Consider the following 13407-nt stretch of genomic DNA (forward strand, 5'->3'; position numbering starts at 1 on the left):
ATGGAAACACCTGAGCCGACTTCAATATAGGCCGGCGGTGACGGTTTTATTGCAGCACAGGCGCAATTGCCGGCGTTGCAAATTCCGCAATGTACGATCGATCGACCGTCGTCGCATGGCGACAAGCCGGCCGAATTGTCCTACAAATGCGCGGTCGCCTTCCAGGCCTGCCTTGCCGGCACGCCTCTTCAACAAAATCGTGAGGATCTGACATGGAATACCGCACCCTTGGCCGTTCCGGCCTGAAGGTTTCGACACTGACGCTTGGCACCATGACATTCGGCGGCGCCGGGCCCTTCGCCGCGGTCGGCAACAGCGATCTCGCCGAAGCCAAGCGGATGATCGATATGTGCATCGATGCCGGCATCAACCTCATCGACACCGCCAATGTCTATTCCAACGGCCTCTCCGAAGAGATCATAGGCGAAGCTCTCGGCGGCAAGCGCAAGAACGATGTGCTGATCGCGTCCAAGGCGCGGATGCGGATCGGCAAGGGCCCGAACGACGAGGGCCTGTCGCGCCATCATCTGATCCGTGAATGCGAGAGCAGCCTGAAGCGCTTGAAGACCGATGTCATCGACATCTATTTCGTCCACCAATGGGACGGCCTCACTCCGCTCGAGGAGACCGTTGCCGCGCTCGACAGTTTGGTCAGCCAGGGCAAGGTGCGCTACATCGGCTGCTCCAACTATTCCGGCTGGCAGGTGATGAAGGCGCTTTCCATCAGCGACAGCCGTCACCAGCAACGCTTCGTCACCCAGCAGATCCACTATACGCTGGAAGCGCGCGAGGCCGAGTACGAGCTCTTGCCGATCTCGGTCGACCAAGGGCTGGGCGTTTTGGTCTGGAGCCCGCTCGCCGGCGGCCTGCTGTCGGGCAAATACCGCCGCGACAGCCCGACCGCTCGCCAGCTTGCCGGCTGGTCCGAGCCGCCGATCCGCGACGAGGACCGGCTGTGGCGGATTGTCGATGTGCTGGTCGAGATCGGCAAGGATCGTGGCGTCTCGGCGGCGCAGGTGGCGCTCGCCTGGCTGCTCGGACGCCCTGCCGTCTCCTCGCTGGTGATCGGTGCCCGCAATGACGTTCAGCTCAAGGACAACCTTGCGGCGGCGGCCCTGAAGCTCGGCACCGAAGAACGCCAGCGCCTCGACGCGGTCAGCCGGCCGGCTCTGCTCTACCCCTACTGGCACCAGCAACTGACAGCGAAGGATCGCTTCGGCCCAGCCGATCTGGTTCTCGACCGCAGCGATATCTGATCAGCGTCAGGCAGAGAGCAAGAGCTAGCCGCCGATAAACCGCCAGAGTTCGGGATCGGGTTCGATCTGGCCGCCGAGCACGAAATATTTGTAGAGGACGAGCAAGGAGATCGCATGCTCGTCCCGTTCATTGGAGAATTTGCGGCAATAGGCATTGGCTGCGGCGATGATGCGCTCCGCCGCGGCCGGGTGCCCTTCAAAATAGCGCACTTTTTCGCCGAGATCGGCAAAATCCGGGTCAAGCGGCGCATAGTGGATACCGGCCTCGAGCTGGCTCTCGCCGAACCATGTTTCGTAGGTCGGCGGCGGCATCAGACAGAGCGAGTTGGAATTCATGATCCATTTGAGGTTGGTCGCCACGTCATTGCCCTCCAGCGAGACGATGTAGCGATAGCGCAGGTGCTGGCTGATGCTGAGGAAAGGCTTGCTGTACTTAGCCGGTGCGCTGCGCTTGTGCGAACCGGCATCGCAGAACGGCAAGTCGCGCGCGACATCCAGGAACCGTGTCCTGATTGGGTTGTTGAGGTCGCCGCGCCAGACCACGGCAGGGCGCTTGTCGGCGAAGGCGACGGTATCGACGGGCATGTGGAAGTGGCGGAATTTGTTGAACTTCATGACGACGGCATTGCCGTTGTCGGCGCGGATCGGCCGGTCCTTGACGAGGGTCGGCAGCTTGGGCACGCCGATGACATCGCCGAACTTCAGGTCGATGAGCAATGATCGATCGAAATAGCGGGCAAATTCCTTCAGGTCGTAATAGTACATGCTCGGTTCAAACGGTATCTTGTCGATGCGCACCGCATTCGGGCCTGGTGTAAAAGCATCCTGCAGCTTGTTGTAGTGATTCAGTCGCCGGCGCACGGCCTCGTCCGAGAGCCTGGCCTGTTGCAGGCGGCTGGCCAATCGCCTCCGGAAGATCGCCTGGGGCGCGATGTCGCGCATGACGTTCCGCGCATAGTAGAAGACCTTTGCCGTCGTTCGTTGGAGGGTGGCCATGGATTCTTTTGATCAAAGATAAACGCGGTTAAACAAATGACGGTCGGGATGGTTCCCGCAGCATGATTGCCCTACCATCCAGCCACGCATTCCGATAGCGCCCGAATGCGGCTGGCGGCCTCGACCGAGCGCCGCAACTAGCCCGTTATGTAGCGCCACACCTCGGCATCCGGTTTGATCTGGCCCGACAGCACGAAGTATTTGTAGAGCACCAGCAGGGAGATCGTCTGCTCGGTCTGTTCGTCGTCGAATGTCCGGCAATAGGCGTTCGCAGCCGCGATGATGCGCTCCGCCTCCGCCGGATTCCGCTCGAAATAGGCGACGTGGTCCTCAAGGTTCGAGAAATCCGCCGCGAGCGGCACATAGTGGACGTTGGCTTCGAGCTGCCGCTCCGCAAACCATGTCTCATAGGTCGGCGGCGGCATCATGCAGAGCGACTTCGAATTCATGATCCATTTGAGATTGGTCGCCACGTCGTTGCCCTCGAGCGAGACGATGTAGCGATAGCGCTGGTGCTGGCTGATGCTGAGAAAAGGCCTGGCGTATTCGGGCGGTGCGTTCGGCTTGTGCGAACCGGCGTCGCAGAACGGCAGGTCGCGCACAGCGTTCAGAAATCTTGTCCTGATCGGATTGTTGAGATCACCGCGCCAGACAACGGACGGCAGCTTGTCGGCGAACGACATCGCGTCAGCCGGCATCTGGAAATGACGAAACTTGTCGAGTTTCATGATGATCGCGTTCTTGTCGTCAGCACAGATTGGCCGGTCCTTGACGATCGAAGGCACCTTGGGGACATTCCTGACGTCGCCGAATTCCAGGTCGATGAGCAGGCCGGGATCGAAGTAGCGGGCGAACTCCTTCAGGTCGTAATAGTACATGGTCGGCGTGAAGGGCAGTTTGCCGATGCGCATGGCATCGGCGCTTGGCGCGAAACCATCCTGCAACTTGTTGTAGTAATTCAGCCTGCGGCGCGCCGCCTCACCGGAAAGCCTGGCCCTTTCGAGACGGCCAGCCAGCCGGGCACGAAACAACGCTTGCGGAGCGACATCGCGCGCGACGTTTCTCGCATAATAGAAAACTCTTGCTGCGGTCCGCGAAATTGTGGCCATCGGTCACTTGATCAAAACAAACGGGCGGTTCTCAATCCATGGCGCCCGCATGTCCTACATCATTGTGGCGCCGATCTGGCAAGCGCCCGCATCTCTTCGATGCCAGCAGCCACGCATTATCGCTTCGGCTGTTGTGTTTGACGGCTAATGCTCCTAGGCAGGCTCAGGGCCGCAAGGCAGTCACAAAAAGGAGCCGACATGGCGCGAGCACCAAACTACGATCAGGAACGCAAGGAGCGCGACCGCCAGAAAGCGGCCAAGAAGGCTGAAAAGCTGGCGGCCAAGGTTGCCGCGCGCGAACGTACGAAGCCTGAAACCGAGACTGAGACCGAAACGAAGGATTAACGGCATCCGGCCCGCTAATGCGGGCCGAGCCTCAAATCCAATTGTCAGCCCAAACCGCGAGCTAATATCAGGCTGGCGCCTTGTCGCTGATGAAGACATCCACTTCCCGCGCCGCGGCGATGAAAGCGCGCCTGGCATTCATCGCCGGCTTGTCGCCGGCGAGCGCGTCGTGACAGGCCTGCAGCGCCGCACGATGCTTGGGGCTGCGCTTGCCGGGCCAGTTGTTGAGGAGGTAATCGGAAGCCTCCCTTGCCGAACGCAAGAGCTGAGTGCTTCCCGCCGTGACGGATTTGACGGTCACAGGTGTTTCAAACCGGTTGTTTTCCATCGCCGCTCTTACGCCATCGGCTTCCTTGAAGCGAGGCCGAAAGTGCGCTTCACGTCAGACCCGTCTGTTTTTCCGGCCAGCGCGCCGCAGCGCATGGACCGCATTAAGCGGCGACGACGGCAAATCCCCTGGCGCGAAGGCCACGTCGGTCGTTGGCAAGCGACGTCACCAGCCGGTCACGGCTGCCGACGATGTGGGCCGACAGCAGCCGCGCGGCTTCATCAGCCCGACCGAGGCGTGTCGCGGCAAGAATGGCGCGATGTTCGACCCAGGCACGGCCAAGGGCCGTCTCGTCACGCACTTCCAGCCAGCGGGCGCGCGACAGACGCGTCATCGCGTCACGAACCGCCCGGAACAGGAATTCGTTGCCGGAGAGCCGCGCCAGCTCGATGTGAAAATCCATGCCGACACGATGCCACTCCTCGCGCGGCGTATTTTCGTCGCAGGAATCGAGCATCGCCTCGATGACATCGATGGCGCTCTTGTCGGCTTGCCCGCACGTCAGCCGCAATGCCGCGATCTCGACCGCCTCGCGATAGACCGCGACCTGCTCGAGTTCGGCCAGATTGATGGGCGAAACGGTCCAGCCGCGCCCGTCCCTGCCGACCAGCCCCTCGGTCTCCAGCCGCAGCAGCGCCGCCCTGACAGGCGTGCGCGAGGCGCCGAATTGGCTTTCGATCCAGCGTTCGGTCAGCCGCTCTCCCGGCCCGATCTCGAGCGCCAGGATCATCTCGCGAAGCTGCCGTTCGACATTCTGCATCTGCGACATCGCGCGCCCTTTCCGAAGCCGGATTGACAGCGGCCGGCGTGAAGTTCATGACGGAGACCAATTTGGTATCCCAAAATGGTATCCGCAACAAGCGCTGATACCGGGCAGGCAGGGCATGACGCAGGAAGACACGCAGCAAAGCGGCTACAACATTCACTGGCGGCGCAATCTCGCGGTCTGTTTCGCGGGCTCGTTCAGCACGCTCATCGCCATGACCCTGCTGTTGCCATTCCTGCCGCTCTATGTCGAACAGCTCGGCGCACTGGGCCACGCGGCAATCGTGCAGTGGTCCGGCGTCGCTTATGGCGCCACCTTCTTCGCCGCGGCCACAGTAGCGCCGCTATGGGGGCGCCTGGGTGACCGCTACGGGCGCAAGGTGATGCTGGTGCGCGCCTCCTTCGGCATGGCGATCTGCATGTCGCTGACGGGCATGGTCGAGACGGTCTGGCAACTGGTTCTGCTGCGCCTGCTGATCGGCTTCGCGGGCGGCTATTCCTCCGGTTCAACCATACTGGTGGCCATGCAGACGCCGAAGGAGCGTTCCGGCTGGGCGCTTGGCGTGCTGTCGGCGGGCATTACGGCGGGCTCGCTGGTCGGTCCCCTGTTGGGCGGCGTGCTGCCGCCGGTGATCGGCATTCGCGCCACCTTCCTCTTGTCAGGCGGTGTGATCTTCCTCGCCTTCCTGGCAACGACCTTCCTCATCAAGGAGAGCCCGCGTCCGAAGCCAGCCAAACCGGTGTCGGCGGCAAAGCCGAAAAGCGGCTGGTCGCAGATCCCGGACAAGCGCCCGGTCGTGGCCATGCTGACCACCGGCATGCTGCTCGCCTTCGCCACAATGTCGATCGAGCCGATCATCACCGTCTATGTGCAGCAGCTCATCGAGGACCAGAGCAGGGTGACGCTCGTCGCCGGCGTTGTGATGTCGGCCGCCGCGCTGGGCACCATCCTCTCGGCGTCCTGGCTCGGCAAGCTCGCGGACCGGATCGGGCACTGGAACGTTGTCGTGGGAGCACTGGCGGTTTCGGCGCTGCTGCTTATCCCGCAGGCTTTTGTCACCAACAGCTGGCAGCTTATCGGCCTGCGTTTCCTGATGGGCCTGGCGCTGGGCGGCCTCCTGCCCTGCATCACCAGTGTCATCAGGCACAACATCCCCGACGGCGTTGGCGGCAACGTGCTTGGCCTGGCGATCTCGGCGCAGTATGTCGGACAGGTCGCGGGGCCACTGGCCGGCGGTTTTGTGGGCGGCCATTTCGGCATGCCGGCGGTGTTTCTCGGCACGTCGGTGCTGATGGCGCTCGGGGCGGCCTACAACTGGATCGTCCAGTCGCGGCGGACGCGGCATATGGCGCTGGAAGCGCGCAAGCCCTGACGCTTGCTGAAGAAAGAAGGAGCACGCCGGCCATGAACCCCGATCCAAACGGCAGCCGCCTCCTCGTGCTTGCCGGCGGCCTCGTCGGCGCGGCGGGGGTGGCGCTTTCGGCGGCCGCCGCCCACCGCGGCGGCGCCTTTACCGGCACCGCCGCGTCGTTCCTGCTGATGCATGCGCCGGTCTTCCTCGCCATCGGCCTTATCGGCGCGAACCGCTGGCTGCGCATCGCCAGCCTCGTTCTGCTCGCCGGGCTGCTCCTCTTCGCGGGCGATCTTCTCGCCCGCGATTTCTGGGGCTCAAGGCTGTTTCCGATGTCGGCGCCGATCGGCGGCACCCTGCTCATTGCAGGCTGGCTGGCGATAGCGATCTCGGCCGTGGCACGTCCACGACCCTGAAATGATTGCTTGAGGTCAATCCCGGCGGCGTTCCGGGCGGACCCAAAGGGCACGGCCGCCAACAGCAGGTTTCACCCGCCGTCGCGCTTCCGGTAGCTCGGTGGCCGGTGCGATGCCCCAGTAGTTGCGGTAGATATCTTCGAACAGATGCTTGATGGGATGCATGACTCATCCTCCTTGTCTTTGAATCGATCCAATCGTCGGGCGCGAAAAAGCCGGTTTGATCAGCTCCGCTTGCGCGCCACCAAGAAGCGAAGATCGCGAACCCATGGGCCCGTCTCACCACGATGCCTAGCCTTGTTGGTGGCTGACCCGATATTCCAGTCGTTGCGGTAGATGTCGGCGAACAGGTAGTTGACGGGATGCATGGCGCTCCTCCCTTTTTGGCTATTCAGCAGAACAAGCTGCCACTTGGATCGATTCAAATCTAGGATCGAAACCGGCGCAGGTCAAGCAAAATTTGAATCGATCCAACGAAAATACTAGATGCGGCGGAAGAACGTGCTACATGGATATCAGGAGGCACGCACAAATGGCGTCACTCACCGCAGGCAATCGACGACCCGTACGGCTGGCCGACATCGCCAAGGCCGCCGGTGTTTCGCACGGCACCGCGTCCAACGTATTCAGCCGCCCCGAGATCGTGCGCGAGGAAGTCCGCGAACGGGTTCGCGCCGCGGCCGAGGCAATGGGTTATGGCGGCCCCGATCCAAAGGGCAGGCTGCTGCGGGCCGGCAAGGTCAACGCCATTGGCGTGGCCACCGCCGAGCCCCTCTCCTATTTCTTCGACGATCCGTTTGCGCGCGTCATGATGGCGGGCATCTCGCAAGCTTGCGATGCGACCGGAGCCGGCATTTCCCTGGTCTCGGCCGCCAACAACGAGCAGCTTGCCTGGAACATCCAGAGCGCGCTGGTCGACGGCTTCATCGTCTTTTGCATCGAAGGTGGCTCGCGCCTGGTGGAGTTGGCACGTGAGCGCAAGCTGCCCTTCGTCGCGCTCGACCTCGACTCCGAGGACGGCTCGGTCGCCGCCATCGGTGTCGACAACATCGCCGGCGCCGGCATGGCGGCCCGCCATCTCACGGATCTCGGCCATCGCCGCTTCGCCGTCATGGCCCTGCCCTTCGCCGACAACAGGACGGGCCTTGTTTCGGCCGAACAGGTTCGGGCGGCGACCTATGCCGGAACGCGCGACCGCCTCACCGGCTATCTCCGGGAGCTTTCGCGGGTTGGCGTCGACATAACCAAAGTGCCTGTCTACGAGACCGCCAACGACGTGGCGAGCACGAAGGCGGGGCTCGAGACCATCTTCGCCTCCGACACGCCGCCCACCGCCATTCTGGCCATGTCGGACAGAATAGCCCTGGTGGCGCTCGAATGGCTGAGCGCACGCGGGCTGAGCGTGCCTGACGACGTTTCCATCGTCGGCTTCGACGGTGTTCCGGAAGCAGCGGTGTCCCAGCCGCCATTGACCACGATCGCCCAGCCGATTGCCGAGATGGGCCGCCTTGCCGTCAGGGCGATCCTGGAGAGCGACGGGCCGGTCAGCCGGCATCAACTGCCGGTCGAACTGATCGTGCGAGCCTCGACGGCTTCGCCACGCGGCTGAACCGCACGGCCGAACCGCCTACCGATTGGCTCTTGCCATGGCAGTCCCCAAAGGCGCACGAACCGGCGCGGGAACCGTTTGGGCCGTGCGGGCCTTGCCCGAACCGCCGATGGTCGACAGCCATTCGAGATAGAAGGCGAGCGCGAACTGCATGGCGATGCCGGCCGATATCAGCAGGCTGTCATAGACGAGCCCGCCCGGATTGATCAGCTTCATCACCTGCGCGACCATGGCGATCACCGTGCCGGCGATGAAGACCGGCAGCGATCTTTTGCCCAGTATGGCCAGCGGATGGTCGGGGCTGGTGCGGAACAGGTTTGACACCGTCGGCAGGGCGACGACGAGGTAGCTGACCGCCAGGATGTGCAACAGCCGCGGCAACGACAGGAAGGTCTTGTCGAAGCCGCCGATCACCACCGGCAGGTTGAACCACGTTATCTGTCCCCAGAGCGGGCTATGCACCCACACCAGAGCCGCCAGCACATAGGTCGCGGCCGCGCCGACAAGCCAGCGGTTGACCGGAATGACACCGCCGCGCCTGACATGCAGCATGGCGGCAAGGCCGATGTTGAACAGGAACTGCCAGGACAACGGGTTGAGGAACCAGAAACCGGGCTCGGGGTAATTGGGCGGAGCGATCTCCCAAATTCCGGCAACCAGCCATAGCGTGCCGGACACGACAAGCGCCGCGACGGGCCTGGAGCTGACGAACAGGACGAACGCCGGCGCCATCAAAAGCAGCGCTGCATAGACCGGCAGGATGTTGTTATAGCCGAGCTGATGGCCGAGCGTGACGATGCCGACCAGCACTTGCGGCGTGTTTTTCATCAAGGGCTCGATGTTGATGAGCGTCAGCAGTTCCGGCCGCTTGGCAAACACCGCCACGGCGCAGAACAGGGCCATCACCACCATCGTCGTGACGATGTGGGCGACGTAGAGCACGCCGGCCCGCCGCCACATTTTCAAGGTCGCCAGAAGCCGGCCACCCGGCCGGAACTTTGTGCCGTAGGCGAGTGCGACCGAAATGCCTGATATCAGCACGAACGCCTCGGCCGCGTCCGAAAACCCGAAATTCTTGTAGGTCAGGGTCTCGAAAGCCGTGCCCGGCACATGGTCGACGAAGATGGTGAGCAGTGCCAGCGCGCGCAATACATCGATACGCGTGTCGCGTTCCAAGATACGCAAATCGCGATCTGGCGAAACAGGGGTAGTCATCGACAAAAGGCCTCAAAGCTGGTTGTTCATGTCCAGCAATGCGACCCCCGACGCACCGCTTCGATTCCTCCCACAGGGAGTGTATCGGCGCAGAAACGGGCCGGAATGAGCCTGGTTCAATCAACTTTCGCGGAGCATGAAAATATTGCGTTTTGAAGCCGGCAAATTGAGCGAAACCTCATATAATCAACGGGATGCGGTATGACTGGCGCCAGTGTCGAAAATGGCCCTCCGATGCTGGATCTAGCCTTTCCCTATCGCCTCCTCGGCGCCGGCAAAAGCGGCCGCGCGTGCCTGTTCCTGCTGCATGGATCGGGTGTCGACGAGACAAGCATGGTGCCGCTGGCGAGGCGCATCGCGCCCGACGCCCCCCTGATCGCGGTACGGGGCCGCATCCCGCAGGAGGACGGTTTTCGCTGGTTCGAGCGAATCACGCCGACGCGCTTCGGCCAGCAAAGCATCCGTGTCGAAACCGCCGCCTTCGCGGCATTCGCAAGCGAAGTCGCCGCGCGCCATGGGCTCGATCTCGCCCACGCGACATTCCTTGGCTATTCGAACGGCGCCAATCTGGTTTCGAGCCTGATGCTGCTCCATCCCGGCATTGTCCGGAGCGCGGCGCTGCTGAGGCCAATGCCGGTGCTCGACAAGGTGCCTTCAACGGACCTCATGGGCACACGGACGCTGATCATTGCCGGGGCGGCGGACGAGACCTACGGGCCTTTCACGCCGCACCTGGTGACATTGCTCAGCCGGCACGGGAGCGAGATCGACGCCCGGATCGTTCCCTCGGGCCACGAAATCGGCGACCCGGACGCCGCGATCGTCGAGCGATGGCTGGCGGAATCGGCGGCGGCACAGGGAGGCTGACCGCCTTCGCGGACGCTCGCTGCCCAATCAGCGTTCGGCCACCATTCGAACTTCTGCCCCGGCGATCAGCAGGGCGAGCCCGCTTTCAAACAGCGCCTCGTGTCCGCCGGCACGGTAGTGCACCAATGCTTCATGCAAAAGCGGATGATCATGCGCCGCCGCATCCAGCGCTTCGCCACGCCCCGGACCTGACGGATTTTCGGCTTGCTCCTCCATGACACAGCCGACCGTGTAGCGGCCGACCGTCATCAGCAATTCCATGGCTGGAATCGCCGCCATGCCCTCGCCCGCCAGGAATTCCAGCAGCCGCTCGAAGTGCCCGAGCTCTTGCGGATCCGCTTCCGTGCCGGCGTGGACACGCGCGCCGTCGCGATAGGCAATCAGGGCGCTGCGAAAGCTGCGGGCATTCTTGCGCACGAAATCCTGCCAGGTCTCGCCGAGCCGTGGTGTTCGATGCCGATGGCCGCGCCGCAAGATCTCTTCGTTCATCGCGTCAAGCAAGGCGCGCTTGCTCCTGAAATGCCAGTAGAGTGCCGGCTGCTGCACCTTGAGCCGCTGCGCCAAAAGGCGGGTCGACAGCGCATCGATGCCAACCTCGTTGAGCAAGCCTAGCGCTTCGTCGACGATCATCGTCTTGTCCAGTTTCATGCGAATCCGTCTGGTCCTCCAGCTTGCGCCGTGAATTTATCAGTGATAAACCTTCCTTATCAACGATAAATTCCTGAGTCCGATCGTGAAAAGAGCTTATCTCGTCGTCCTGATGGCGATGGCACTGGACGCCGTGGGCGTCGGGCTGATGATGCCGGTGCTGCCGGGCTTGCTGCGCACGGTCGGCCATGTCGACGATATCGGCTGGATTTTTGGCGCCTTCCTGTCGGCCTACGCCGCCATGCAGGTGCTTTTTTCGCCGCTGCTCGGCGCCCTGTCCGACCGCTACGGCCGTCGGCCGGTCTTGCTCGTCTCGCTCACGGGATCGATGGCGGACTATCTGTTCATGGCCTTCGCGCCAACACTGCCGCTGCTGTTCGTTGGCCGGCTGATCGCGGGCGTCACCGGCGCCAGCATGGCGGTAGCTTCCGCCTACATGGCAGATATCAGCAGCCAGGATCGTCGTGCTCGGGGTTTTGGCCATCTCAACGCCGCCTTTGGCGTCGGCTTCATAGCCGGTCCGGCGCTCGGTGGCCTGCTTGGTGACGTTTGGCTACGCACGCCCTTCCTGGTTGCGGCAGCACTCAACGGGATCAACCTGGTACTGGCTTTCTTCCTGCTGCCGGAACCGAAGCGCGCGGGCGGCGCAAGCGAAATGCCGTCTTTCAACCCGCTGGCGCCGTTGCGTTGGGCGCTGACTTTCCCGGCCCTTTTGCCGCTGCTTGGTGCCTTCGCCGTTCTTGCCCTGGTCGGCGAAGTCGGCGGCACCATCTGGGTGCTCTATGTCCAAGGCAAATTCGCCTGGGACCTGTTCACCGTCGGCATCTCGTTGGCGCTGTTCGGGCTCTTCCATGCTGGAGCCCAGGGTTTTGTTGCCGGGCCGATCACCGAGCGCTGGGGCGAGAAAGCAGCGCTGATCATCGCCATCCTCGCCGACAGCACGGCCTATATATCGATAGCGCTGGCCTGGCAGGGCTGGATGGCCTTCGCCCTGCTGCCGCTGTTCTGTCTCGGCGGGATCGGAGCTCCGGCATTGCAGTCGCTGTTGACCTCACGCGTCGGCGCCGACCATCAGGGACGGCTGCAGGGCGTGCTCACCAGCATGACCAGCCTGGTCTCGGTGTTCGGGCCCTTCATCATCGCCATGCTCTATTTCCGCACGCGCACCGTCTTTCCCGGCACAGTCTGGATCGCGGGGGCGGCGCTTTATGTGCTGTGCCTGCCATTGCTCCTGCGAACCGGGTCATCTCCAGCCGTGCGGGAGGCCGCCGAATAGATATTTCTTGACGCTAGGCCGGAAGACGGCACTGTTCACCGCCGAAAACGGCCTCGGACTACCGTTTTCCACAGCGGCGACATATCACTGTCACAGATTACCTATCGAGATGCTGTTACCGAGGGGAAGTCTGCATGGCCGACAAGAACAGCATCACTCTGCTCGACGACACTTCGACATTGCCGGCAATCGTAGCCGATCCGTCCGACATCGCCAGAATCGAAAGCACGATCGACGTCAGAGACCGTGCCGGCATTTCTGTCTATGGCGACCGTGCCCAGCAGGCAGTCAGCGACTATGCCGACAAGATATTGTCCCAGTTGCGCAACCGGGACCTCGGCGACACCGGCGATCTCCTGACCGACATCATCATGAAGGCCAAGAATCTCGATCCGGCCTCGCTCAAGGACCAGGGTTTCCTCAGCGGCCTGTTCTCCTCGTTCAAGGCGCGGCTCGAGCGCTTCAAGGAGAAGTACGAAGACGTGGCGGGACAGATCGATCGCATCGGCCTCGAACTCGACCGTCACAAGGACACGCTGCGGCGCGACATTGCCGTGCTCGACGACCTCCATGAGCAGACCAAGGGCTCCATCCTCAAGCTCGATGCCTATGTGCAGGCCGGCAAGAAATTCGTCGATGACTACCGCGCCAACGAGTTGCCGAAGCTGAAGGCCGCGGCGGATACCGCTAGCGGCGACACTGGAGGCACGCTGGAGGCGCAAACCTATCAGGACGCCGTGCAGGCGCTCGACCGCCTGGAAAAGCGGATCTTCTACCTGGTGCAGGCGCGCCAGCTCGGCATCCAGCAATTGCCGCAGATCCGCATCGTCCAGTCGGGCGACGAGACGCTGATCGAGAATTTGCAAGCAACCTCGGCGCTGACCGTGCCGGCATGGAAGCAGAAGATGGTCATCCTGCTTGGGCTGACCAACCAGAAGTCGGCGCTCGAACTGCAAAAGACCGTGACCGACGCAACCAACGAGATGATCCGCCAAACGTCGAAAATGATGAAGGACCAGGCGATTTCGGTCGAGGAACAGGCGCAGCGCGGCATCGTCGACGTCGAGACGCTGGCGCAGGCCAATCGCGATCTCATCGACACGGTACAGGGCGTGCTGAAAGTCCAGCAGGAGGGCCGCCAGAAGCGGGCCGACGCCGAAAGACAGATGGACCAGATGACGATCGACTTGAAGAAAGCGCTGACCCAGTCCTGATCGGAACCGCC

At 62.7% G+C, this 13407-nt stretch carries 16 protein-coding genes; 8 read left to right on the forward strand and 8 right to left on the reverse strand.

All coding sequences use genetic code 11. From position 1 onward, the window contains the following. The first annotated feature begins 212 nt into the window (after nucleotides 1-212). Nucleotides 213-1256: an aldo/keto reductase gene (locus tag LB554_RS02980; RefSeq protein ID WP_140661935.1), complete on the forward strand. Its 1044-nt coding sequence runs from the start codon at nucleotides 213-215 to the stop codon at nucleotides 1254-1256. Nucleotides 1257-1280: 24 nt separating this feature from the next. On the opposite strand, the gene LB554_RS02985 is transcribed toward LB554_RS02980, so the two are convergent. Together LB554_RS02985 and LB554_RS02990 are read right to left on the reverse strand one after the other, a co-directional pair. Next, nucleotides 1281-2252, reverse strand: a complete 972-nt coding sequence (locus tag LB554_RS02985; RefSeq protein WP_224583064.1) for a glycosyl transferase family 90 — start codon at nucleotides 2250-2252, stop codon at nucleotides 1281-1283. A 137-nt stretch (nucleotides 2253-2389) separates the two neighbouring features. Further along, entirely contained in the window at nucleotides 2390-3361 is a 972-nt protein-coding gene (locus LB554_RS02990) for a glycosyl transferase family 90 (RefSeq protein WP_015318262.1), read from the reverse strand. Between the two features lie 198 nt (nucleotides 3362-3559). Here LB554_RS02990 and LB554_RS02995 point away from each other — a divergent pair, with 198 nt between their 5' ends. Beyond that, nucleotides 3560-3706, forward strand: a complete 147-nt coding sequence (locus LB554_RS02995; protein ID WP_015318263.1) for a hypothetical protein — start codon at nucleotides 3560-3562, stop codon at nucleotides 3704-3706. A gap of 67 nt (nucleotides 3707-3773) precedes the next feature. Here the strand turns inward: LB554_RS02995 and LB554_RS03000 are convergent, their stop codons facing one another. Together LB554_RS03000 and LB554_RS03005 are read right to left on the reverse strand one after the other, a co-directional pair. Continuing rightward, nucleotides 3774-4007 (reverse strand): DUF982 domain-containing protein, encoded by a 234-nt coding sequence (locus LB554_RS03000; protein ID WP_245262889.1) that lies wholly within the window; start codon nucleotides 4005-4007, stop codon nucleotides 3774-3776. 130 nt (nucleotides 4008-4137) lie between these two features. Then, on the reverse strand, nucleotides 4138-4803 hold the full coding sequence (locus LB554_RS03005; RefSeq protein ID WP_224583065.1) for a GntR family transcriptional regulator: 666 nt from the start codon (nucleotides 4801-4803) through the stop codon (nucleotides 4138-4140). Nucleotides 4804-4918: 115 nt separating this feature from the next. Between LB554_RS03005 and LB554_RS03010 the strand changes: the two genes are divergently transcribed. Continuing rightward, nucleotides 4919-6172 (forward strand): MFS transporter, encoded by a 1254-nt coding sequence (locus LB554_RS03010; protein WP_224583067.1) that lies wholly within the window; start codon nucleotides 4919-4921, stop codon nucleotides 6170-6172. 32 nt (nucleotides 6173-6204) lie between these two features. Then, nucleotides 6205-6567: a DUF423 domain-containing protein gene (locus LB554_RS03015; RefSeq protein WP_015318267.1), complete on the forward strand. Its 363-nt coding sequence runs from the start codon at nucleotides 6205-6207 to the stop codon at nucleotides 6565-6567. A gap of 15 nt (nucleotides 6568-6582) precedes the next feature. On the opposite strand, the gene LB554_RS03020 is transcribed toward LB554_RS03015, so the two are convergent. Continuing rightward, the gene (locus LB554_RS03020) at nucleotides 6583-6732 is read right to left on the reverse strand and encodes a hypothetical protein (RefSeq protein ID WP_224583069.1); all 150 of its coding nucleotides are present in this window, start codon (nucleotides 6730-6732) and stop codon (nucleotides 6583-6585) included. A 59-nt stretch (nucleotides 6733-6791) separates the two neighbouring features. Further along, a complete protein-coding gene (locus LB554_RS03025; protein ID WP_015318269.1) occupies nucleotides 6792-6935 on the reverse strand; it encodes a hypothetical protein in 144 nt (47 codons plus the stop codon). A 164-nt stretch (nucleotides 6936-7099) separates the two neighbouring features. On the opposite strand from LB554_RS03025, the gene LB554_RS03030 reads away from it, so the two are divergent. Beyond that, nucleotides 7100-8176, forward strand: coding sequence for a substrate-binding domain-containing protein (locus tag LB554_RS03030; protein ID WP_224583072.1), 1077 nt, complete (start codon nucleotides 7100-7102; stop codon nucleotides 8174-8176). An 18-nt stretch (nucleotides 8177-8194) separates the two neighbouring features. Here the strand turns inward: LB554_RS03030 and LB554_RS03035 are convergent, their stop codons facing one another. Further along, complete coding sequence (locus LB554_RS03035; protein WP_140823675.1) at nucleotides 8195-9391, reverse strand: OpgC family protein; 1197 nt, start codon at nucleotides 9389-9391, stop codon at nucleotides 8195-8197. Nucleotides 9392-9592: 201 nt separating this feature from the next. Between LB554_RS03035 and LB554_RS03040 the strand changes: the two genes are divergently transcribed. Continuing rightward, complete coding sequence (locus LB554_RS03040; RefSeq protein ID WP_224583074.1) at nucleotides 9593-10258, forward strand: alpha/beta hydrolase; 666 nt, start codon at nucleotides 9593-9595, stop codon at nucleotides 10256-10258. Between the two features lie 27 nt (nucleotides 10259-10285). Here the strand turns inward: LB554_RS03040 and LB554_RS03045 are convergent, their stop codons facing one another. Continuing rightward, nucleotides 10286-10906 carry a TetR/AcrR family transcriptional regulator C-terminal domain-containing protein gene (locus LB554_RS03045; protein ID WP_140787657.1) on the reverse strand — a complete coding sequence of 207 codons (621 nt, stop codon included), beginning with the start codon at nucleotides 10904-10906 and terminating at the stop codon, nucleotides 10286-10288. Between the two features lie 112 nt (nucleotides 10907-11018). Between LB554_RS03045 and LB554_RS03050 the strand changes: the two genes are divergently transcribed. Continuing rightward, nucleotides 11019-12182: a TCR/Tet family MFS transporter gene (locus tag LB554_RS03050; RefSeq protein ID WP_140617253.1), complete on the forward strand. Its 1164-nt coding sequence runs from the start codon at nucleotides 11019-11021 to the stop codon at nucleotides 12180-12182. A 134-nt stretch (nucleotides 12183-12316) separates the two neighbouring features. Then, entirely contained in the window at nucleotides 12317-13396 is a 1080-nt protein-coding gene (locus LB554_RS03055; protein ID WP_224583075.1) for a toxic anion resistance protein, read from the forward strand. Nucleotides 13397-13407 lie beyond the last annotated feature (11 nt).

It is taken from the genome of Mesorhizobium sp. CO1-1-11, assembly GCF_020164995.1.
Taxonomy (GTDB): Bacteria; Pseudomonadota; Alphaproteobacteria; order Rhizobiales; family Rhizobiaceae; genus Mesorhizobium; species Mesorhizobium australicum.

What these genes read in the sequence shown, in the direction of transcription:
- LB554_RS02990 (WP_015318262.1), bottom strand. Translation starts at nt 3,361, where the DNA reads ATGGCCACAATTTCGCGGACCGCAGCAAGAGTTTTCTATTATGCGAGA.
- LB554_RS03020 (WP_224583069.1), bottom strand. Translation starts at nt 6,732, where the DNA reads ATGCATCCCATCAAGCATCTGTTCGAAGATATCTACCGCAACTACTGG.
- LB554_RS03025 (WP_015318269.1), bottom strand. Translation starts at nt 6,935, where the DNA reads ATGCATCCCGTCAACTACCTGTTCGCCGACATCTACCGCAACGACTGG.
- LB554_RS02980 (WP_140661935.1), top strand. Translation starts at nt 213, where the DNA reads ATGGAATACCGCACCCTTGGCCGTTCCGGCCTGAAGGTTTCGACACTG.
- LB554_RS02985 (WP_224583064.1), bottom strand. Translation starts at nt 2,252, where the DNA reads ATGGCCACCCTCCAACGAACGACGGCAAAGGTCTTCTACTATGCGCGG.
- LB554_RS03005 (WP_224583065.1), bottom strand. Translation starts at nt 4,803, where the DNA reads ATGTCGCAGATGCAGAATGTCGAACGGCAGCTTCGCGAGATGATCCTG.
- LB554_RS03035 (WP_140823675.1), bottom strand. Translation starts at nt 9,391, where the DNA reads ATGACTACCCCTGTTTCGCCAGATCGCGATTTGCGTATCTTGGAACGC.
- LB554_RS03010 (WP_224583067.1), top strand. Translation starts at nt 4,919, where the DNA reads ATGACGCAGGAAGACACGCAGCAAAGCGGCTACAACATTCACTGGCGG.
- LB554_RS03015 (WP_015318267.1), top strand. Translation starts at nt 6,205, where the DNA reads ATGAACCCCGATCCAAACGGCAGCCGCCTCCTCGTGCTTGCCGGCGGC.
- LB554_RS03055 (WP_224583075.1), top strand. Translation starts at nt 12,317, where the DNA reads ATGGCCGACAAGAACAGCATCACTCTGCTCGACGACACTTCGACATTG.
- LB554_RS02995 (WP_015318263.1), top strand. Translation starts at nt 3,560, where the DNA reads ATGGCGCGAGCACCAAACTACGATCAGGAACGCAAGGAGCGCGACCGC.
- LB554_RS03030 (WP_224583072.1), top strand. Translation starts at nt 7,100, where the DNA reads ATGGCGTCACTCACCGCAGGCAATCGACGACCCGTACGGCTGGCCGAC.
- LB554_RS03045 (WP_140787657.1), bottom strand. Translation starts at nt 10,906, where the DNA reads ATGAAACTGGACAAGACGATGATCGTCGACGAAGCGCTAGGCTTGCTC.
- LB554_RS03040 (WP_224583074.1), top strand. Translation starts at nt 9,593, where the DNA reads ATGACTGGCGCCAGTGTCGAAAATGGCCCTCCGATGCTGGATCTAGCC.
- LB554_RS03050 (WP_140617253.1), top strand. Translation starts at nt 11,019, where the DNA reads ATGGCGATGGCACTGGACGCCGTGGGCGTCGGGCTGATGATGCCGGTG.